The 20,024-nt window shown below is 71.4% G+C and carries 21 protein-coding genes; 11 read left to right on the top strand and 10 right to left on the bottom strand.

Annotated elements, in window-relative coordinates:
• Window positions 1–65 precede the first annotated feature (65 nt).
• Window positions 66–1,454, top strand: coding sequence for a PLP-dependent aminotransferase family protein (locus ACIBFB_RS08400; protein WP_397227715.1), 1,389 nt, complete (start codon window positions 66–68; stop codon window positions 1,452–1,454).
• A 112-nt stretch (window positions 1,455–1,566) separates the two neighbouring features.
• Complete coding sequence (locus ACIBFB_RS08395; protein ID WP_397227713.1) at window positions 1,567–2,853, top strand: cation:proton antiporter; 1,287 nt, start codon at window positions 1,567–1,569, stop codon at window positions 2,851–2,853.
• Between the two features lie 94 nt (window positions 2,854–2,947).
• Here ACIBFB_RS08395 and ACIBFB_RS08390 read toward each other — a convergent pair whose 3' ends face one another.
• Complete coding sequence (locus tag ACIBFB_RS08390; protein WP_397227711.1) at window positions 2,948–3,544, bottom strand: histidine phosphatase family protein; 597 nt, start codon at window positions 3,542–3,544, stop codon at window positions 2,948–2,950.
• 51 nt (window positions 3,545–3,595) lie between these two features.
• Window positions 3,596–3,922: a rhodanese-like domain-containing protein gene (locus tag ACIBFB_RS08385; protein ID WP_397227709.1), complete on the bottom strand. Its 327-nt coding sequence runs from the start codon at window positions 3,920–3,922 to the stop codon at window positions 3,596–3,598.
• An 87-nt stretch (window positions 3,923–4,009) separates the two neighbouring features.
• On the opposite strand from ACIBFB_RS08385, the gene ACIBFB_RS08380 reads away from it, so the two are divergent.
• The 5 genes from ACIBFB_RS08380 (at window position 4,010) to ACIBFB_RS08360 (ending at window position 9,223) form a co-directional block, all read left to right on the top strand.
• Window positions 4,010–4,612: a TetR/AcrR family transcriptional regulator gene (locus ACIBFB_RS08380; protein WP_397227707.1), complete on the top strand. Its 603-nt coding sequence runs from the start codon at window positions 4,010–4,012 to the stop codon at window positions 4,610–4,612.
• A gap of 58 nt (window positions 4,613–4,670) precedes the next feature.
• Window positions 4,671–5,858, top strand: a complete 1,188-nt coding sequence (locus ACIBFB_RS08375; protein ID WP_397227705.1) for a hypothetical protein — start codon at window positions 4,671–4,673, stop codon at window positions 5,856–5,858.
• Between the two features lie 331 nt (window positions 5,859–6,189).
• The gene (locus tag ACIBFB_RS08370) at window positions 6,190–7,584 is read left to right on the top strand and encodes an acyl-CoA synthetase (RefSeq protein ID WP_397227703.1); all 1,395 of its coding nucleotides are present in this window, start codon (window positions 6,190–6,192) and stop codon (window positions 7,582–7,584) included.
• A 177-nt stretch (window positions 7,585–7,761) separates the two neighbouring features.
• Complete coding sequence (locus ACIBFB_RS08365) at window positions 7,762–8,331, top strand: TetR/AcrR family transcriptional regulator (protein ID WP_397227701.1); 570 nt, start codon at window positions 7,762–7,764, stop codon at window positions 8,329–8,331.
• Window positions 8,332–8,350: 19 nt separating this feature from the next.
• A complete protein-coding gene (locus ACIBFB_RS08360; RefSeq protein WP_397227699.1) occupies window positions 8,351–9,223 on the top strand; it encodes an alpha/beta fold hydrolase in 873 nt (290 codons plus the stop codon).
• A 140-nt stretch (window positions 9,224–9,363) separates the two neighbouring features.
• Here ACIBFB_RS08360 and ACIBFB_RS08355 read toward each other — a convergent pair whose 3' ends face one another.
• The 7 genes from ACIBFB_RS08355 to ACIBFB_RS08325 all read right to left on the bottom strand — a co-directional run bounded on the left by ACIBFB_RS08355 (window position 9,364) and on the right by ACIBFB_RS08325 (window position 14,802).
• Window positions 9,364–10,140: a DUF4253 domain-containing protein gene (locus tag ACIBFB_RS08355; RefSeq protein WP_397227697.1), complete on the bottom strand. Its 777-nt coding sequence runs from the start codon at window positions 10,138–10,140 to the stop codon at window positions 9,364–9,366.
• A gap of 277 nt (window positions 10,141–10,417) precedes the next feature.
• Entirely contained in the window at window positions 10,418–10,786 is a 369-nt protein-coding gene (locus ACIBFB_RS08350; RefSeq protein ID WP_397227695.1) for an MmcQ/YjbR family DNA-binding protein, read from the bottom strand.
• A 369-nt stretch (window positions 10,787–11,155) separates the two neighbouring features.
• Entirely contained in the window at window positions 11,156–11,764 is a 609-nt protein-coding gene (locus ACIBFB_RS08345; protein ID WP_397227693.1) for a DUF4276 family protein, read from the bottom strand.
• Window positions 11,764–12,942: an AAA family ATPase gene (locus ACIBFB_RS08340; RefSeq protein ID WP_397227691.1), complete on the bottom strand. Its 1,179-nt coding sequence runs from the start codon at window positions 12,940–12,942 to the stop codon at window positions 11,764–11,766. Before ACIBFB_RS08340 ends, ACIBFB_RS08345 begins: the two co-directional genes overlap by 1 nt.
• Before the next feature lie 94 nt (window positions 12,943–13,036).
• Complete coding sequence (locus tag ACIBFB_RS08335; RefSeq protein ID WP_397227689.1) at window positions 13,037–13,177, bottom strand: hypothetical protein; 141 nt, start codon at window positions 13,175–13,177, stop codon at window positions 13,037–13,039.
• Window positions 13,178–13,341: 164 nt separating this feature from the next.
• The gene (locus ACIBFB_RS08330; RefSeq protein ID WP_397227687.1) at window positions 13,342–13,884 is read right to left on the bottom strand and encodes an ATP-binding protein; all 543 of its coding nucleotides are present in this window, start codon (window positions 13,882–13,884) and stop codon (window positions 13,342–13,344) included.
• 102 nt (window positions 13,885–13,986) lie between these two features.
• On the bottom strand, window positions 13,987–14,802 hold the full coding sequence (locus tag ACIBFB_RS08325; protein ID WP_397227685.1) for a DUF5753 domain-containing protein: 816 nt from the start codon (window positions 14,800–14,802) through the stop codon (window positions 13,987–13,989).
• A gap of 261 nt (window positions 14,803–15,063) precedes the next feature.
• Here ACIBFB_RS08325 and ACIBFB_RS08320 point away from each other — a divergent pair, with 261 nt between their 5' ends.
• From ACIBFB_RS08320 to ACIBFB_RS08305, 4 genes are all read left to right on the top strand, one after another.
• On the top strand, window positions 15,064–15,945 hold the full coding sequence (locus tag ACIBFB_RS08320; RefSeq protein ID WP_397227683.1) for a helix-turn-helix domain-containing protein: 882 nt from the start codon (window positions 15,064–15,066) through the stop codon (window positions 15,943–15,945).
• A gap of 4 nt (window positions 15,946–15,949) precedes the next feature.
• Entirely contained in the window at window positions 15,950–16,195 is a 246-nt protein-coding gene (locus tag ACIBFB_RS08315) for a DUF397 domain-containing protein (protein ID WP_397227681.1), read from the top strand.
• A gap of 374 nt (window positions 16,196–16,569) precedes the next feature.
• Complete coding sequence (locus tag ACIBFB_RS08310) at window positions 16,570–17,130, top strand: hypothetical protein (protein ID WP_397227679.1); 561 nt, start codon at window positions 16,570–16,572, stop codon at window positions 17,128–17,130.
• Window positions 17,131–17,150: 20 nt separating this feature from the next.
• Entirely contained in the window at window positions 17,151–18,515 is a 1,365-nt protein-coding gene (locus ACIBFB_RS08305; protein WP_397227677.1) for a 7-cyano-7-deazaguanine synthase, read from the top strand.
• Here the strand turns inward: ACIBFB_RS08305 and ACIBFB_RS08300 are convergent.
• Window positions 18,512–19,975: an exonuclease domain-containing protein gene (locus tag ACIBFB_RS08300; protein ID WP_397227675.1), complete on the bottom strand. Its 1,464-nt coding sequence runs from the start codon at window positions 19,973–19,975 to the stop codon at window positions 18,512–18,514. The two genes, ACIBFB_RS08305 and ACIBFB_RS08300, sit on opposite strands and share 4 nt — an antisense overlap.
• Window positions 19,976–20,024 lie beyond the last annotated feature (49 nt).

Raw genomic sequence — 20,024 nt, 5'->3', positions numbered from 1 at the left:
TCCTACGCTAGACAGAAGTGGATACCCAGACCATGTCCACTTCCGGCCCGAAACAGGAGACCACTGTGGCACGGCACCTCACCGACCTGCCCATCGATCTGGATCGCGACGCCGCTTCGCCGCTCACCGCGCAGTTGGCGAACGCGCTGCGCGAGGGTATGTCGGAGCGCTACCTCCAGCCCGGCGAGCGCCTGCCCTCCAGCCGTGCCCTCGCCGCGCAGCTGGGGGTCAGCCGGACCGTGGTGACCGAGGCCTACCAGCAGCTCTACGCGGAGGGCTGGTTGGAGGGACGGCACGGGTCCGGGACCTTCGTCGCCGACCACGGCCCCCTGCCCACCGTCGCCCCGCCCCCGGTACGCCCCTGCGCTCCGCGCCTGTCCCGGCCGGAGGCCAGGCGGCGGGGGTCGGTCGACCTCCGGCCGGGCGCACCGTGGGTGTTCGACATCGACCGCTCCGCCTGGCGCCGGGCCTGGCGGCACGCGGCCGAGGAGCCCTTCGACGACGACCCCGATCCGCGCGGCCTGCCCCGTCTGCGCGCCCTGCTGGCCGAGCACCTGCGCCGGGCCCGCGGTGTCCGGGTGGGGCCGGAGAACGTCCTGGTCACCCGGGGCACCGGCAACGGCCTCGACCTGGTCGCGGCGACCCTCCTCGGCCCCGGCACGCGCGTGGGGGTGGAGAGCCCCGGCTACGCCAAGGCCCACCGCGTCCTGGGGTCGCGCGGGGCCGAGGTCGTCCCCTGCCCGGTCGACCACGACGGGATCCTGACCGACGACCTGCCCCGAGACCTGTCCGTCGCCTACACGACGCCCGCCCACCAGTACCCGTTGGGCGGGCGGCTGCCGATCCCGCGACGCGAGCGGCTCCTGGCGTGGGCGCGGACGAACGGGGCGATGGTCGTCGAGGACGACTACGACGCCGAGTTCCGGTACGACGTCGCCCCGCTGCCCGCCCTGTACGGTCTGGACCCGGGCCGGGTGATCCTCCTGGGCACCCTGTCCAAGACGCTCTCCCCCGACCTGGGTATCGGGTGGCTCGTCGCCGGACCCGCCCTGGTGGAGCGGGTGGCCGAGGTCCGGGCACAGCTGACCGACCGCACGAGCGGTCCCGCCCAGGCGGCCACGGCCCTGCTGTTGGAACGCGGCGACCTGGACCGGCACCTGCGCCGTATGCGCCGGGAGTACGCCCGCCGCCGCGGGCTGCTGGTGGAGTACCTGGGGCCGCGGTTGACCGGGGACACCGCGGGGCTGCACGTGCTGCTTCCGCTCCCCGCGCACGCCGTGGCCGGGGTGGTCGACGCCGCGGCCGAACACGGCGTCCTGGTCGTGGACACCGGCCACACGAGTCCCGGGGAGCCCACCGTGCACGGTCTCGTCATCGGCTACGGCTCAGCCGACCTGTCCCAGCTGCGCCGTGCCTGCGAGGTCCTCGCCGACGTGCTCGACCGCCACACCTGAGGGGGCGGAGAGTCGCGGACCGATCGGCGCGGGTCCAGCGTGGGGTGCTCGCCTCACCGGGTCCGTGCTGACACGATCGGTGTCGGAGCGTCGACCGGGATGAGGTGGCCGTGTGTCGGACGTGATCGCGTTCGCCGTGCTCCTGATCGGCTACGCGCTGGTCTCGGGGCGCACCCAGGGGACGTCCCTGACGGCGCCGATGGTGTTCACGACCGGCGGTCTGCTGCTGGGAGCCGGAGGGCTGGGTCTGCTGGGCGGAAGCGCCACGAGCACCACCGTCCGCGTCCTCACCGAGGCCACCCTGGTGCTCGTCCTGTTCACCGACGCCGTCCGCATCGACCTCCGGGTGCTGCGACGCGAGTACCACATCCCCCTCCGCCTCCTCGGAGTCGGCATGCCCCTCGCGATCGCCATCGGCGCGGGGGTCGCCTACGGACTCCTGCCCGGTCTCAGCCTGGCGGGTGCGGCGCTGCTGGCGTCGGTGCTCGCGCCCACCGACGCGGCGCTGGGAACGGCGATGGTCTCCGACCGGCGCCTGCCCGTGCGGATCCGGCAGAGCCTGAACGTCGAGAGCGGGCTCAACGACGGCATCGCCCTGCCCGCCGTGATGGTGTTCGCCGCGCTCGCGGCCGCCTCGGAGGGGCTGGAGGGGTCCGCGTGGTCGTGGGTCGGCTTCGCGGCGGGGCAGATCGGGGTGGGGGCGCTGGCCGGTGTCGCCGTGGGCGCGGTCGGCGCGTGGGCGATCACCCGGGCCGACGCCGCCGGATGGGTCAACGCCACCCACCGCCGCCTGTTCTCGGTCGGGGTCGCCGGGCTGGCCTACGCCGGCGCCGAGGTGACGACGGGCAGCGGCTTCCTGGCGGTGTTCGTCGCGGGTCTGGCCTTCGGAGGGCTGGCCTCGGGCCAGCGGGAGTGCGTGCACCAGTTCGCCGAACGCGAGGGCGAACTCCTCACGCTGATGACGTTCGCCCTGTTCGGGGCGGTGATCATCGGCCCTCTGATCGGCGAGGTCGACGGGCGGACCCTGGCGTACGCGGTGCTGAGCCTGGCGGTGGTGCGGCCCCTCGCGGTGGCCCTGTCGACCCTGGGAGCGCGGCTGCGCCCGGAGACGGTGTGCTTCCTCGGCTGGTTCGGTCCGCGGGGGCTCGCGTCGATCGTGTTCGCCCTGCTCGTGGTCGAGCAGGGCGACATCGCCGAGGCGGACCGGATCCTCCTGGTCGCGGGTGTGACCGTCCTGTTGAGCGTGTACGCGCACGGGATCACGGCCGCCCCGTGGGCACGGTCCTTCGGGCGCCGCGCGGGACGCTACCCGCCGACGGCGCCCGAACACCTGGACGTCACCGTGCACCCCTACCGGTGGCACGGCCCGAGGGGGCAGGAGGCCGACCGCGGCGACTGACGCCGCGGGCCGTGCCCGGCCCACCCCGGGTACGGACGTGGCACGCTCTTCGGGCCACGCCCGGCCCAGACACGCCTCCCGGATCCCGACGTGCTCAGGCGGTGCGGTTCCAGGAGGTGATGACGGGACGTCCGTGTTCGCGGCCGAGGGTGCTCACGGCCCCGGTGTCCAGGCGGAACAACGCTCCTTCGGAGGGCGCCAGGCCAAGCCAGCGCGCGGTGAGCACGCGCAGGACGTGGCCGTGCGCCACCAGCGCCACGTCGGGTCCGGACGCGTTCCCGAGCAGCAGGGACACGGCGGCCAGCACGCGGTCGACGCGCTCCCCGACGTGCTCGACGCTCTCCCCCGGGTGCTCCCCGTCGCCCTCCGGAACCCCGTCCGTCCACAGGTTCCAGCCCGGCCGCTCGCGCAGGATCTCGGCGGTGGTGACGCCCTCGTAGCCGCCGTAGTCCCACTCCATGAGGTCGGGGTCGGGGACCGCCTCCCCCAGACCTGCCAGTTCGGCCGTGCGCACCGCACGCCGGAGCGGGCTGGTCACCACCAGGTCGATGTCGCGCCCGGCGAGCAGGGGGAGCAGGGCCTCGGCCTCCCGCTCCCCCCGCTCGGTCAGGGGAAGGTCCGTGCGACCGGTGTGCCGCCGTGCGCGGCTCCACTCGGTCTGCCCGTGTCTGATCAGCACCAGTTCACCCATGGCACCGATCCTGCCCCACCGGACGCGTGGCCGGTTCCCCGACGCGTCGCGTCAGCCCTTGTCGACGGGCAGCCCGGCCTCCACCCAGTCCTGGATCCCCTCGCGGTACTTGCGCACCCGGCTGTAGCCGAGCCCCTCCAGGGCGGTGGCCACGGCCTGGCTGTTGCCGCAGGCCGGGTTGGAGCAGTAGACGGCGATAAGGGCGTCCTTGTCGGGGAGCACCCGGGCCGCCCGGTCGGCCACCTCGTCGGCGAGCAGTGCCACGGCGCCGGGCAGGTGCTGCTGCTTGTAGTAGGCGCCGCCGAGGGCGTCCACCACGGTCACCGTCCCCGCGTCGACGTGCCCCTGGAGTTCCTCACGGCTGATGAGTGCGGTCATGTTCGTCCTCCTCTATCCGGACTGCGGTCCGCTTACGTCGACGAGCCTAACCGGACCAAAGTCCGTTTGTCTAGTAGACTGCTCGACGTGGACGACGAACTGCTTCAGGTGCTGCGGCGGCCCCCGCGGGAGCGGGCCGACGCGGCACGCAACCGGGCCCGCCTCCTGGACGCCGCCGCGCGCCTCTTCGCCGAGGGCGGTGTGGAGGCGCTCACCGCCGACGCCGTCGCCCGCGCGGCCGGGGTCGGCAAGGGGACGGTCTTCCGCCGGTTCGGCGACAAGTCCGGACTGGTCGCCGCGCTGCTGGACCGACGCGAACGCGAACTCCAGGAGCGGATCGTCTTCGGCGATCCCCCGCTCGGCCCGGGCGCGCCCGCCCGGGAACGCGCGCTGGCCTTCTTCGACGCCTACCTGACCCACCTGGCCGACCACCTCGACCTGGTCCGGTTGTCGGAGACGTCCGCGCCGGGCGTGCGCTACCGCGTCGGGTCCTACGTGTTCTGGCACCGGCACCTGGCGATCCTGTGCGCCGACCGCCCCGACCCCGACCACCTCGCCCACGTCCTGCTGGGCATGGTGGACGCCGACCTCAACGCCCACCTGCGCGAGAGCGGCTACGGCTGGGACCGGATCCGCGCCGGGGCCGCGAGCGCGGTCGGTGCGGTGCTCGGACCGCCCACGCGTGCGTAGGCCGCCCGATTCCGTGGATCGCGGACAACAGGGACGGGATCGTCGCTACCCTCCTCACATGACGCAACGCACCGTGACCAGTGACGTGCACGTCTCCTCCCGGCCCGCGAAGGTCCCCCAGCCCAGGTTCCACAAGCCCAACGAGGACCTGGCGGCGGCGATGGAGTGCGCCCGCTGCGCCGAACTGGGAATCAGCATCCCGCCCGGTTGGGCCGACCGCAGGAAGCCCTCGACCAAGAAGGAGCGCAAGAGGAAGGAGCAGGAGCACCTGCGACGGCAGCGGGAGGAGCCCAAGAAGCCGCACAAGCGCGGCCCGCTGCCGCTCAACGAACTGCAGTCCGGCTTCCTCCGCGACGTGTGGACCTACCTGAAACGGCGCTCGGTCGGCGACGATCCCGACAGCCGTCTGCTCGCGCTCACGTGCGCCCTGCGCGGTGCGATCAAGGGCTACGCGAACATGACGGGCCAGGACGTGCGGTCGCTGCGCATGGAGGACGCGCACGCCGCCCTGAGCACACTGGTCTCGTCCGGATGGCTCGACACCACCCCCGAACGGGCGATCAACGCCGAGCCCTCCGACATCGCCCGGTGCGGCCTGCCCGACCTCCAGGGCAACCCGTGGGACGTCGGCAACGGCGTGCGCTCGCGCGCCTCCGGCTGGGTGACCCGCAGCCTGACCCACAAGAAGATGCGCAAGAAGCCCAACCGCCTGCGCCTGGTCGCGGCCTACCTGGCCGCCGAGGCCGACAGCGGGGGGCGGATCCGCCTGCCGGTCGACGACGTCGTGGCCGCCTGCGCCCTGACCGGCGGGCCGGACGAGGTCACCGAGCTGGCCGAGTGGCTGCTGCGGCTCGACTGGATCCGGGACCTGCGGACGGAGGGGCCGACGGTCGAGGCGCACCTGACCGAGCTGACCATGCCCATGGCGCCGGTCCCGTTCGTGCCGCCGACCCCGCCGCGGGTCGCCCCGGCCACCACACCCGCCGAGGTTCCCGTCCCCGACCGCGCCCGGGACCTGCTCGCGGGCCGCGAGGCCGCGGTCGCCCGGTGGGTGGCCGACTACCGCGACGAACACGGCCACGGCCCGAGCTGGGCGATGGTGTCCGCGGAGTTCGGCTGGCCGCCCCGCCGGGCCCCGGACCAGGAGGTCACCCAGGAGGTCTTCGGCCTGCTGGAGGAGGGCGGTTGGCTGACGGGCCTCGGCGTCCCGTTCGGACTGCGTCCCGGCCCCGCGCACCGGGGCTGACGCGCGCAGTCCCGGCGGTCAACCCCTGACCAGCCGCGAACCGCCCGGACCACCGGGCGGCTCCGGCGGTCGCGTGGCCGCGCCCGAGCACGCTCGGGACGGCGGCCCCTGTGCCCGGCCGCCCGAGTTCGGCGCGGACCCCGGCACGCGGCCGCCGGCCGTCCAGCAGGTGCCCGGCCACCCTTCGCCGACGGCGCCCGTCGACACCCACGGCCTCCGTACGGGCTCTGTCGGCCGTACCGCTCCAGCGAACACGCGGCGGGGCGTGCGTCCGGTGTGTGGTCTACTGGCTCGCGACCGGATCGGGGACGGACGAGAGCGGGGACGGGACATGCTGCTGGGCTCCGGTGCGGGCGACGGTCCCGCGGTGCGCGTCGGTGACGGGGAACTCGACCGCGACGGGCTGTGGTCCGCGGCGGCGGCCGTCGCCCGGCGGATCGCCGGGGCCGAGGCCGTCGCCGTGCACGGGGAGGCCTCGCTGCGCACGGTGGTCGCGGTGGTCGGCGGCCTGCTGGCCGGTGTCCCCGTGGTGCCGGTTCCGTCCGACGCGGGGACCGACGAGCGCCGCCACATCGTGCGCGACTCCGGCGCCGCACTGTGGCTGGGCGACCAGCGGGAGGGCGTCGACCTTCCCGCGGTGCCCGTCGACCCCTCCGAACGCTCGTCCGCCGCGTTCGCCGAACCGTCCCCCGGGTCCACCGGGCTGATCCTGTACACGTCCGGGACCACCGGTCCGCCCAAGGGCGCCGTGCTCTCCCGGGGAGCCATGGCCGCCTGCCTGGACGGGCTCGCCGACGCCTGGGCCTGGACCCCCGACGACGTCCTCGTCCACGGGCTGCCGCTGTTCCACGTGCACGGTCTGGTCCTGGGCGTGCTGGGAGCCCTGCGCGTGGGGAGTCCCCTCGTGCACACCGTCCGCCCCTCCCCCGCCGCCTACGCCGCCGCGGCCGGGGACGGAGGCACCCTGTTCTTCGGCGTGCCGACCGTGTGGTCGCGGATCGCCCGCGAACCGGCCGCCGCCCGCGCCCTGTCCGGGGCGCGCCTGCTGGTCTCCGGCAGCGCCGCCCTCCCCGACCCGGTGGCCGAGGACCTGCGCGCGCTGGCCGGCCACAGCCCCGTGGAACGGTACGGGATGACCGAGTCGCTGATCACCCTGGCCGCACGCGCCGACGCGCCGCGCCGCACCGGATGGGTGGGCACGACACTGCCGGGCGTGGAGTCGCGGCTGCGCGGGGAGGGCGGCGCTACCGTTCCGTCCGACGGGGAGGCCGTCGGTGAACTCCAGGTCCGCGGCGCCACCCTGTTCGACGGCTACCGCGGTCTCGCGGAGGCCACCGCCGCGGCGTGGACCGAGGACGGGTGGTTCCGCACCGGCGACGCGGCGGTCCGCGACGGCCAGGGCTGGCACCGGATCGTCGGCCGGATGTCGGTCGACCTGATCAAGACCGGCGGCTACCGGGTCGGCGCGGGGGAGGTCGAGGCGGTGCTGCTCGGCCACCCCGCGGTACGCGAGGCCGCGGTGGTCGGCGAGCCCGACGACGACCTCGGGCAGCGGATCGTCGCCTACCTGGTGGGCGACGCCGTCGACCCGGCGGCCGTCGTCGACCACGTGGCCGCCCGGCTGTCGGTCCACAAGCGCCCGCGCGAGGTGCGCGTGGTCGAGGCCCTGCCGCGCAACGCGATGGGCAAGGTCCAGAAGAAGCGGTTGACCGACGGAGGGCACTGACCCCGGTCGCGGGGGGATGCCCCGGCGTGGCGTCGGCGGTCGCCTTCGGCGAGCCCGTCCCGCCCGAGCGCGGCGCGGTGTACCGCCCCCCGCGTCGACCTCACTCGCGGCAACCGACTTGCCCCGGCGTCAAATCCTAGGCAATATAGGAAAAAACCTAGGAGCCTTAGGAATTTCATGCCGCGCGTGGGACTCACCCGGGACACGCTGGTGTCCGCCGCCGCCGACGTCGCCGACGAGATCGGATTCGACCGCCTGACGCTCGCGGTGCTCGCCGAGCGGTTCGGTGTCCGCGACGCCAGCCTGTACACACACGTTCGAGGCCTGGCCGACCTCCTGGAGAGCGTGGCCCTGCTGGCACACGACGAATGGGCGCACACCCTGGGACAGGCGGTGGCCGGACGGTCCGGCCACGCGGCCCTGACCGCCTTCGCCGACTCCTACCGGGCGTTCGCGACCGGGCATCCTGGCCGGTACGCCGCCACCCGGTATCCGGTGCCGCCCGAGAGGCTCGCCGCGTCCACCGGCGTGACGCGCATCGTCGAAGCGTGCTACGCGCTGCTGCGCGGCTACGACCTGGCCGAACCCGACGCCACCGACGCGGTCCGACTGCTGCGCAGCACCTTTCACGGCTTCAGCGATCTGGAGGCCGTCGGCGGCTTCACCGCCGACCGCGACCTGGACGCCTCGTGGCGACGCGCGGTCAACGCACTCCACCACACTCTGACCCACTGGTCACAGATCTGACCCCAGACAGGAACATCACGTGCCCACCGACACCCTCACCCTGAACGACGTCGCCGTGAACTACGACCGCCGTGGCGACGGCACGCCGCTGCTGCTCATCCCCGGCGGCGTGGGACACGGCGGCATGTTCGACCCGTTCGCCTCGCGTCTGGCCGACCGGTACGACGTCGTCGCCATGTCCAGCCGCGTGGCCTCCCGGCGACAGCCCGACACGGTGATCGGCGACCAGCGCCCCGAGGACCACGCCGAAGACGCGCTCGGCCTCATCGACGCGCTCTTCGACGCGCCGCCGGTCGTGTTCGGATTCAGCTCCGGCGCCGTCACCGCCCTCGAACTACTGGCCCGCCACCCCGACCGCGTCCGCCTGGCCATCGTCCACGAGCCGCCGATGGTCAACCTGCTGCCGGATGCCTCGCGCCACCGCGCCGCGCTCGCATCGGTGCGCGCCGCCGCACGAACCCAGGGCCCGGCCGAAGCCCAAGCGCTGATGACGGCCGCCATGACCGCCCCCGGCACCGCCACGGGGACCCCCGAACTCCGCCACGCGGGCACGTGGCTCGACGGTTACGCCGACACCGAGCCCGAACCACCCGGCCCCGCGCTCACTGAGCTCTTCACCCGCCTCGGGGAGCTTCAGTCGGTCATGCTGGAACACATCCTGGTCCCGTTCACCACCCACGAACCCGACCTGGCCGCACTCGACGAGCACGCTGGCAGGCTCCTCCCCGTGGCCGGTGTCGACTCCCGCGGCCAACTGCCCTATCGGACCGCGGCCGCCCTGGCCGCCCGGCTCGACCTCCCCCTGACCGAACTCCCCGGAGGCCATCTCGGACCGGTCGAACGCCCCGCACAGTTCGCCGAGGCGCTCCATGAGCTCCTCGAAACACCCTGACCACCGGCGACTGCGCGCGGCGGCCCGCACAAGACGCCCAGCGCCCCCGCCAGCTCCAGGCCCCCGGGTCGAGGCTCACGTCTCGTCCGTTCCGGCGCCGAGGGTTCCCGCTCGGTGAACCCATCCGCCGGAGCGCCCCCTCAGTCCCACCAGAAGGTCCAGACGGGGCGGTCGACCAGGTGCCCGGCGTAGCCCCGAAGCCTGTGGGCGTGCCCCTGCAGGATCTGGTCCGGACAGAACGCGAAGTGCTCGGCGGCCACGCGCAGGGCCTGGTCGAGGTCGGTGGGCGGCGCGGCGACGCTCAGCGTCAGGGTGTCGAATCCCAGGCCCAGGACGCGCGCGCCGAACCGGCGCTCCCAGTCGGCCACGACGGCGGCGAAGACGGCCGTGTCGTTGTCGTAGTTGAGCGCGCCCGACCATCCGCACGCGAGCAGGGCCCGCGCCCCCGAGGGGGCCCGCACCAGGCCCAGGCGCTGGCCGGACACGAACTCGACCAGGAGATCGGCGCACTCGGCGGCCGTACCGTCCGCCGCGCCCTGCGGGAGCGGGGCGGCGGGAACCGTTCCGGGCCAGTCCGTGCCGAAGGGGGCGGTCACGTCCGGGCCGGTCTCCCCCGGCTCGGGGTCGAAGGAGCCGGTGTAGGTCCCCCACCACCGGGCCAGGAGCTCGGCCGGATCGTGGTCGGTGACCGAGGTGAACCGCGTGAGCGTCGGCGCCTCCAGGAACCGGTCCATGTGCCGGTCGAAGTCGTCCAGCAGCAGCGGCCACCATCCCGACCGCGGGGACTCGGCGAGCAGCCGGGGCCACAGGCCGACCGCCACGGGTTCGTCGCTCACCCAGAGCAGGGGGTCTCCCGCGTAGGAGGAATGCACGCGGCCGGAGGGGAGCGGAACGGACAGCGACGCCTGAGGATCCATGGCCGCGATCGTAGACGGCCCGGGTGACGTTCCGTGAGGGCACTCGGACATGGTCGGTGGACACCGCCCGTTGCCCGAGGAGCGCAGTCCCGGGGGAGCCGGGCGAGCTCCCGGGTCGCCGATCGCGCGGGCTCGGTCAGGTGTTCGCCTGGGACATCACCCGGGTCAAGAGGCCCAGGCGGGCGCGAGCCGCGCCACGACCTGTCCTCCGCCGTCGCGGAGGGCATGTTCGGGTAGGGGTCTGCCGCGGTGTCCCGACCGGCGAACGTTCAGCGGCTCACTCTGACGAGGCCTCGACGAGGGCCTCCGGCGTCGGCGAGACGTCCCGCATGTCCTCGGGCACGGTCAGGTACCAGGCCTCCAGGGTGAGCTCGCTCAGCTCGTCCAGGTCGATCCCGTCGAGATGCACGACCACCCAGCCGAACCCGCCAGCGGTGAACTGCACCTCGAACACCTCGGGGCGCTCCGCCACGAGCGCGGCCTGTTCGACCAGCGTCTGCTTCAGCCCCACCGTGGCGGTACGCGGCCACAGGTAGCCGAACGGCTTGCCCTTGACACGGAACGTCGTGTAGGCGTCCGACTCCGTGTGCGCGCATGCGGGCAGTTCCGTCACCAACCGCAGGAATCGCTCGATCTCCACACCCATGTGAGAAGACAACCACATTCCGCCGACACACGGTGTCCGCGCCCGACTGCGGCCACACCCGCGACGGTGCTGTACTCGGCTACGAGCCCCGGTCAGCCCGCGTGGAGTGCGTCCCGTCTCAGGGCGTGTTCGACGCGCACGCGCTGGGTGCGGTGCATCGGCACCTTCCGGCCGCGCACCAGCCGACCTCGTGCGACGCGTCGCCGACCTCCAGCTCTCCCCGACCACCCGGGCACGGAAGCACACGTTGAACTGGCGGCGCACCTCGCCGTCGCCGTACGCGACGACGTGCCGGGCGTCGGTGCAGGCGCCCACCGAACTCGCGGCACAGGCGTCGAAGAGTCCCCCGGTGGGTCACCCGGCACGGCCTCACCGCTCGCGACGTCCGGTGGGTGCTCCGACCAGGATCTGTACCGCATGGATCAACCGTCGGAAGGAGCGGCTGCGCCGTTCGGCCAAGCGAAGGTCCATGGCGGCCGAGAACCTGGCCTGGTGCAGGGTTTCCCGGTAGGGCTCGTTCATGATGGCGCGCAGCGCCCCCTTCGCGTCGCGCCGCACCTCAGGGTCCTCGGGCGCCTCAGCGTCATCCCGTACCGCGGAATGCGTCCGGAGAGACTCGGCCGCGGCGAGGAACCACGCCTCGTACTCGTGCCGTGCGATGACGATCTCGACCGCCACATTCACCACCCCCGGAGCCGGCGCCATCTCCTTGGCGAGCTCCACAGGACACTTCTTGTCCTTGTCGTCGCCGTCCCGAAGAACGAGGACTCCGCCGTGGCCCCGTACACGCGCTGACTGAACACGAATCGCCTTCGCCAACTCCTCCGACTTGCGCATCTTGGCGGAATCCAGACGGAAGGGTTGTTCCACCTGCACCGCTGTTCCGGAGTACTCAGCGGCTATACGGGGGAGGAGAACTCGAACCGCAGGCATTTCGCCGTGCCCTTCCACGATGGGAGCGATGATCGCGAAGGACATCAGGCTCCTTCCAAGGGTAGGGACAACTGGGCCGTTTCGGGGAGCAACTGATCCGTACGCAGGAGTTCGCCGGGTGTGTACAGGTGTTCCCGCATCGCAAGCGCGCCAGCCTCATCCAGTGGACCGATCCGGGTCTCACCTCCCACGGAACGGACCGCACAGAGTTGCTCGAGTTCGAAGTCGTCCCGATCCAGCAGATCGGGGCTGTGGCTGGTGACGATGACCTGACGCCGAGCGCTCGCGTCCCGCAGAGCGTCCAGGAGCACCCCGGAGGCCGCGGGGTGCAAAGCACTCTCGGGTTCCTCGATGCCAATAGTGCTGAGCGTGTCTCCACTGTCAGCGAACAGCGAGACGAGAACTCCGAGAGCTCGCAGTGTCCCGTCCGAGACCGACTGGGCTGGAAACCGCCATGGGTCGCGGGCCCCCGGAACTTCCTGGGTGAACTCCAGGGTCTCCCAGTTTCCCAAGTCCTTACGTGACACACCGCGCATGCCCGGGACGATGTTGCGCAGGTATTCCTCGATTCGGCTCCTGGCCACCTGGTCCAGCCGATGCATCACGCTGGCGATGTTGGCTCCGTCCCTGCGCAGGAACTCTCCTGAATCCGGGGCCTGCGGCTCGCGCATGGCGTCAGGGTTCAGGCTGAACACGTTGATACCGGCGAGCCCTTCGAAGACAGGCTGGAAGATGTCCAGGCCTGAGGCGGAGACGAGGTACAGGCGCTTCTCACTCGCCGGAGGCATGACGGGTTCGGAGGATTCGATCAGCTTTCCATTGTGTACTTTGAAGCTTCCGCGACGAGCGTCCCCAACTCCCGTGGTGTGCACATGGCACTCCTCCCGGGTGACCTTGAAACCGCCCCCCTGCACTGCCCCTACTTCGAACCTGTACTTTCCAGAGGATGCGGGTCCACGGAACTCCAGGTTGATCCCGAAGTGATTGGGGTGTCCGGTGGATCGCCGACGTACTTCGGCCGCACCGCCCCTGGTGCGCAGGGCGTGATCCAGCGTGGTCTGCAACGCCTCGGACAGCAGCCTCAACGCGTCGAGCACATTGCTCTTACCCGAGCCGTTGGGACCCACCAGGAAGAGCAAGGGGCCGAGGCTGATGTCAGCCTTGGCGATGCTTCTGTAGTGCCGCAGCTGCACACGCGTGAGCGAGAATCGGTTGTCCTGCATGGCTCCAGTCTTTCAGTAGTACGCCTTCCGTGCACCGCAGCGGCGGCCGTGCCGGGGGCGGTGGGTCCCCCGGCACGGCCTCACATGAGCGAATTCAGAGCAGATCCATGGTCAGGTGGAACACCAGCGCGCCGGTCAGGGCGGCGACGGTGTGGGTGGCCAGGATCCAACCGCTGGAGCGGGGTATGCGGTGGCTGTGCGGCCTGCGCTGGACTACGGGGACGGACCTCGGCACGGTCGGCACAAGCGACGGATCGCGCATCCAAACGGGGAGCTCGCCGTGGGCCTGGCGGTAGGCGACCCGGGGATTGCCACGCAGCTCGGCCAGGAGGTATTACTCGCGGTCGGAGCGCTGGCCGTGCGGCTGGCCCGGCCAGGAGCGACACCGGATGTCGCCGCTCACCGTCCCGCGCTCGCGCACGCGGCGACGGGTAGTGCGAACTCGGCCCAGATCACGGTTCCCAGGCCGCCGCAGAACGGGAAGTCCACGACCGCCCGGGTGCCCCACGCGGTGGCCAGGTGGTCGATGAGCAGCAGGCCCCGACCGCGTTCGGCCTCCTCCCATTCCTGGGCGGTGCGCTGCGCGGGGATCCGGGGGCCGCTGATGGTCGCGGTCGTCTCCCGGACACCGTCGTCGATGATCGACACGTGCACCTTCGTGGCGGTGGGCATCGACAGGGTGCGGATGACGCGGCCGTCGGGGTCCTCACCGGAGCGCGAGTGGTCACAGGCGTTGGCGAACATCTCGCTCGCGCACAACACCACGCTCTCCGACCAGTCTGGGGCCGCGCCCTCCAGGCGGGCGAGGTCGGCGCGCAGGTCCGCGCGGACCCAGGTGGTCTGGGCGAGGTCGCCGGGGTAGTCGCGGGAGGGCCAGCGCCGTCCGGCGAAGGGTGGGGTGGGGGTGTGGATCGGAGCGCGCGGGTGCGGCACCATGGGCATGTCGGCTTTCCTTTCCGTTGATTCCGTCATCGGTTGTCGGCATGCTCTGGTGGGTGGTGCAAGCACCCGCCAGAGCATTCTTCGTTTCGGGTCCCGTGCTCCTCAGCGGAGGAACCGCAGGACATCGACGGTGCCGTGGGGCTCGGTCGACGCAGGGGCGCTGGTGTGGTCTGAGCTCGGAGCGGGTTCGGGACCGACGCCGATGGCCTTGGGCCCGGGTTCTCGCGAGCGGAGCAGCTTCTCCAGGAAGCGCAGGGAGTCGGGGGCGGACAGCGCGGCACCCTGGAGGGTGGCGAAGAGATCGGCGTATCCCTTGACGAGCGACGCGTCGGTGACCAGGTGACCGGGGCCGCGCGGGTGCGGGGTGTGGACGAAGGCGTGGCGGGGTGAGAAAGACAGGGTCCAGAACGCGCCGCGCAGGCCGGGGTGGTGGGAAGCGCCGTGCGGGATGACGTGCAGGCTGACCCGGTCGCCGGAGGCCAGTGCGTGGAGGAACTCCCACTGCTTGCGGGTGACGTCCACGCTGCCGACGATACGGGTCAGGGCGGCGGCGTCCGCGACCACGCAGTAGAACGGCGGCCCGGACGTGGTCGGCATCAGGCGGGACGTCTGGGGCCGGTCGTGGAGGTAGTGGTTCGGTTCCATCGGCCGCTCGGCCCGGTTGACCGCGCGGGCGTAGCCCTCGGTGAGGAAGGCGTCCGGCAGGACGAGCGGGGCGTACACGCGGATCTGCTGCGCTGACGGGATCAGGTCGGCAACGGTGGCTCCGGCGGAGAGTTCGTCGGTGATGAGGGCCTGCGCCCAGGCGTCCCACAGGACACCCTCCCCGCTCAGCTTCCGGTCCAGATCGACGATCAGACGGCGATCGGGGGCGGTCCTTCCGGTCTCCACCTCGTGGAGGAGATCGGCCGAGGTCACGCACTCGTCAGCCAGGAATTCGAACGACAGGCCCGCCTTCTCGCCGCCTTCAGTCTCGCCCCGAACCGTCCCCACAGCTCGTCGGCGGTCCCATCGCTACCTCCTCCACCGCTCGCGCCTGCCCGTCCGCGCCGTTCAGCAGCCATAACGGTCCCTTCCCAGGAGTGGCGCACCCCTCGCCACGGGGAGTGCGGAGCCGACTACAGTAGACACCATGAAACACGCAAATGCAATCAGCATATACAGATTTCCCAGATCGGCTTGGCGAACGATGCGGAAGTCGTCACCATGGAGGACATGACTATGAGCCCGACTGTCGCGCAATGGCAGCTTGCGACCGAGATGCGCAAATTGCGCGGTGATCGGAAGCTATCCGAGGTGGCCAAGGCCATCAAGGTCAACGTCTCCACGGTCTCCCGTTGGGAGACACCGGGCGTCGAGGGAGTGATCCCCGGCCCCGGAAGCCTTGAGCGCCTCTTGGAGTACTACGGTCTTGCGCCGGAGGCCGTTCAACGCTTCCTCCATATGCGGAGAGAGGCACGATCCTCTGGCTGGTGGCAGTCCAGTGGCATCGCCGAGGACTACGGAACGTACATCGGCTTGGAGAGCGCGGCCCGACGCATCCGAACCTATGAGCCCGTGCTGATCCCAGGTCTCATGCAGACCGAAGGCTATGTACGTGCCCTCTTCAAGGGCACCATGCCAAGTGCTTCACCTGGGATGGTGGACTCCGGCGTTGAGGTACGCCTGAACCGACAAGAAGTATGGCAAACCAACGGTTCGCACCTGTGGGCTATCGTCAGCGAGGCCGCGATCCGCACGACGGTCGGAGGCCCTAAGCTGATGGCCGAGCAGATTCGGCATCTCACCCAGATCTCGGAGCAGCCGAACGTGACCCTCCAGGTGCTCCCCTTCGAAGCTGGTGCCCATGCCGCCCTGGAGATCGGTAAGTTCTCGCTCCTCACTCTGGACGAGTTGACGGTGCTCGTAACCATCACCGACAACACGAGTCTCTTCTGGGACGATCAGGCCTCCCTGGGCCGGCACACAGAAGTTTTCGAGCGTTTGCTGGCTGACGCCTGGCGCCCGACGCAGACCATCGGCTTCCTGAGCCTTACCGCCAAGGCTCTGGAGAAGGAGTAAAGCGATGCAGCCGCGCGCCCTGCACTGGTTCAAGTCCAGCTACAGCGGAACCTCAACCGACTGCCTGGAGATCGCACACTCCCCCTGGCACACCGCCAGCTACAGCGTCGAGCGAGGCGAGTGTGTGGAGGTCTCCGAAGGTCCGATCACCGGGGTCCGGGACACTATGAACCGCGACCTGGGCGCCCTCTTCTTCAATGGTGACGAGTGGCAGGCATTCCTCAACGTCGCCAAGGGGGACCTGGACTAACCAACCCCCGTGAGCTTGCTCCTGCGGGCATGATCAGCGCTGAGAGTGACCGCAGGAGCGAGCTCACGGGAAAAGGCGCCCCCGCTGTCCGGACGAGAGAGCGGGGGCGTCGGCGTGTCAGCGACCTCCGTCAGGAGGCGGGGCGTGCTGGCCCGAGACCGGGTGGCCGTGGCGTCGTCACCATCCCTCCCCGCCTGTCAGACGAAGAGGGTCGAACCCGGATTCGGAAGACTCCAACGGGTTTCCCCACAACTGCTCTCATTAATCACCGCCGCGCATTTTGGCCGATATGCGCCACTCGCCTCCCGGCATATTGCCGTATGCGGCTCTTCGGGTGATTCTCGAAACGAGTCGAGTGGAGCGGAGGCGGCGGCGTGCCCGACGACGACCGGCACACACGCGACCGGGTGCGCGTCCTGGACCCCGTGTACGGCAAGATCAGGGCTCCCGGTCACCGGGCGCGCAGGGAGGGCACCGACCCGCGTCAGGTGAACCTCCCCCTCGACACGGAAACCAGGGCCAGGCGCGCGCTCGGACAGATCACCGACGCCCTCGGCCGACCCGACCTGGACGGAGCCGCCGACCGGGTTCGCGACCTGGCGCACACGCTCGCCGAGGACGGACCGGACAGCCTCGATTTGTGCGCCGGGTACCGGGGCTCGGGCATGCGGGCGCTCGTCGACCAGGCCGTGAGCGTCGTGCTCTCCAGCGAGGACCCGCGCACTTTGCTCGAAAGCGAACCGGAGGACATCGCCGCACGCGTGGCCGAGCAGTTCGCCCTCGGTGCGATCCGGCGCTACGCCCTGGACCGGGTCGGACCGTTCGCGGCGGGCGACACCCCCGGCGTGGAGGACGCCCTGGACCTCCTCGAACTCACCGACCTCACCTTCACCTCCACGATCCTGCGCGCCCTGGTCGACGACCTCCTGAACTGACCCGACCCCTGGGAGCCCCTGTGCCCGGTGACACGTCCACCACCGTGACGTTCAGCTCCGACCTCGAACCCGAGCCCCGCAGCTTCGATCAGGACACCCACCTCACCAGGACCATCCCTGCCCTGGTTCGCGACCTCCTGGAGAGGCACCCCCGAGCGGCCGACCTGTGGACGATCGCGGCGACGTGCTTCGCGGTCGACCGCAATCTCCGCCGTCCGGCCCGTGACCAGTGGCGTCATCGGAGGGAGTGGTCCCGGACCATCAGATCCCGCGTCCCTGTGCAGGACCCCGCGTGGTGGTCAGCGCATATCGGGCATGTCGAGCGTCTGCTGACCTGGTTGACCGCCGACACCTGGGAGCTGGAGCCCTGCGGAGGGCGGCCTCTCCACTATCAATCCCAACTGTTTGAACTGGAACACCTGCCTCTGGGCACGCGAACCGTCCTCTTCTCGGGCGGACTCGACTCGGTGTGCGGCCTGATCGCCGACATGGAGGAGACCGGTGAGCCGCTGTGCGCGGTGTCGGTCAGCACCAACAGCCGCATGAGGAACGTCCAGAAGGGGATCTACGACCAGCTGCGCGGGGCCGACCCGCGACTGCGCGGCGAGCTGCCCTTCACCCTCCAGGTCCACCTGGACAACCCGGAGGACACCGCGCGCACCCGCGGGTTCGTCTTCCTCGCCGCCGGTGTGGTCTCCGCCATCGCCACGGGGACCGGCTCCCTGCTGCTGTACGAGAACGGACCGGGCGCACTCAACCTCGCGTTGTCCCGGGGCCAGGTCGGCGCCCAGGCGGCAAGGGCCGTCCACCCGAAGACGCTGCTGTACATGGAGCGGCTGGCCCGAGCCGTCACGGGAGACGAGCGTTTCCGGATCGAGAACCCGTGCTTCGGGCTGACCAAGGCCCAGATGGTGCGGCGGGTTCCCGACGACGACGATCACGATCGTCTCCTCGCGGCCTCGGTGTCCTGCGACACCGGTTTCTCGCACCACGGCACCAGGAACGGAGGGGAAAGCCATCCGCACTGCGGCGGGTGCAGCTCCTGTGTCCTGCGTCGCCAGGCCCTGGCCGCCGCGGGCCGGCGTGTCCCGACGCCCGCGCGCGGTGTCCCCGACCGCAAAAGGGAGCACCACGCTCTCATGGTCTGGCAGGTGGCCCGCCTCCGTCGTGCTCTGAGCGACGGTCTGTCCTGGGAGCGCATGGTGCGGGAGTTCCCCGACATCGTGTGCGATCCGAGGTCCTTCCATCCCGGCCACCGCAGGGTTCTGCTCGACCTCTTCCGGAGTTACGCCGAGGAGTGGGGCAGGACCTCGGTGATCGATGAGTTCGCGGGAGACGGCGGCTTGGGGGATGTCGGGCAGGTGAGCCTGCCCGACATCGCCTAGAACGGCCAGAGCTGGGTGGCCGCGGTGGTCACCGCCGTCCCCGTGGCCATGAACAACAGCGCCGCACCCGCGCACCCGCCGCCCTTCTTCCGCTGTGGCTCGGGACCGGCGGTGACGGTGATCCTGTGGTTGCCGAGGTCCGCCCGTTCCTGTTCGGCGCGCGTCCGGGCGTCGACGTCCGCTCCCCGGCCGTCGTCGAACAGTCCGGTCTCCGCTCGCTCGATCGCCGCCCTCAGCACCTCCCAGGCCTCCGCGGGCGTGACCACCTGGTGCCCGGCCGCGCGGGCGCGTGCGACCTTGGGGTCGGTCGAGCCGTCCTCGGCGATCACCAGGCGCACGGTCTTGGTGACGTTCACACCGACGACCGCCCCCTTGCCCACCGCGAACTCGACGACCTCCTCTAGCGGGCCGCTCTCGCCGACGGGCACGATCCGCCATCCCTTGAGCGGCCCGTTCCTGCGGGCCTTCTCCTGTTCGGAGACCTGGAGGAGGTCCTGGACGAGGTGACCGGCACCGAGGTTGCGGGCGGCCTTCTCCAGCTCCCTGAGTTCGGCGGAGGTGACCACGCCGTCCTCCTCGGCGCGCGTGCGTGCCTCCAGCAGCACCTGTTCGTGCACTTGGCGGATGGTCGCCTGGCACAGGCCCGCCCCGGTGACCAGGAGCGCCAGTCGATGCGCCTCGTCCCCGACGATCCTCCCGTCCGAGAGCGCGCGGCCCAGCATGGAGCGGTACTCAGCCACCCCCTGGGGATCGGATTGGGGCGAGGGGTTCATGTCCGGCAGTCCGGCCGACAGGTTGGCCAGCCAGCCCTCACTGCCCATCCGCAGACCGAGCGCGCGCGGGGCGATCCTGCCGGCGCGCGGCAGGGCGGGCAGGGCGGTGGGGCCCGGGCCGTTCCACCGCAGGGCGACGGGGCTCTGCCCGATGAGGACGTGCAGCATCCGTGCCCGCTGCCGGGCCTTGTCCAGCGCGCTGGCCTCCCAGGAGGGCCACTCCCCCGTGAGCAGGCGGTAGACGTTGTCCTGCCGGCAAGGATAGGTGTCCACCTGGACGCGGGTGAGGCGCAGTGTGCACAGGCCGGGGACACCGGGCGCGCGTACGCCCATACGGCCGAGTTCGGTGTCGAGGAACCGGTCCACGTGGTCGAGGCCGTGCGCGACCACCACCGATCCGGACAGGTGGGCGAGCAGGTCCCCGGCGATCCGGTCGAAGGTGGGCGCCTTCTGGACCTGCTCGTCGGTGACCGGGTCGTGGTCGTCGCCGACCACGGGGCGCAGGGGGTTGACGAGGGTGGCGTACTCGTCGACGACGGTGCCGTCGCCGCGCATGCGGACCACGGCCACCTCGTAGATCCGGTCCCGGCGCGGGTCGTAACCCGTGGTCTTCACGGCGATGGCTGCGAACGGCAGGTGCCTCGGGTCGGCGCCCGGGCCTCGGGTCAGGCGTCCCTCGGTGAACATCCGCACCTCCTCGTCGGAGTGAGGGTGCGAGCCCGGGTCCGCCCCGCCA

The sequence above is a fragment of the Nocardiopsis sp. NPDC050513 genome (assembly GCF_044457925.1).
GTDB lineage: Bacteria > Actinomycetota > Actinomycetes > Streptosporangiales > Streptosporangiaceae > Nocardiopsis.
The sequence above is the reverse complement of the archived record's forward strand: the minus strand, read 5'-3'. Positions and strand labels throughout refer to the sequence as shown.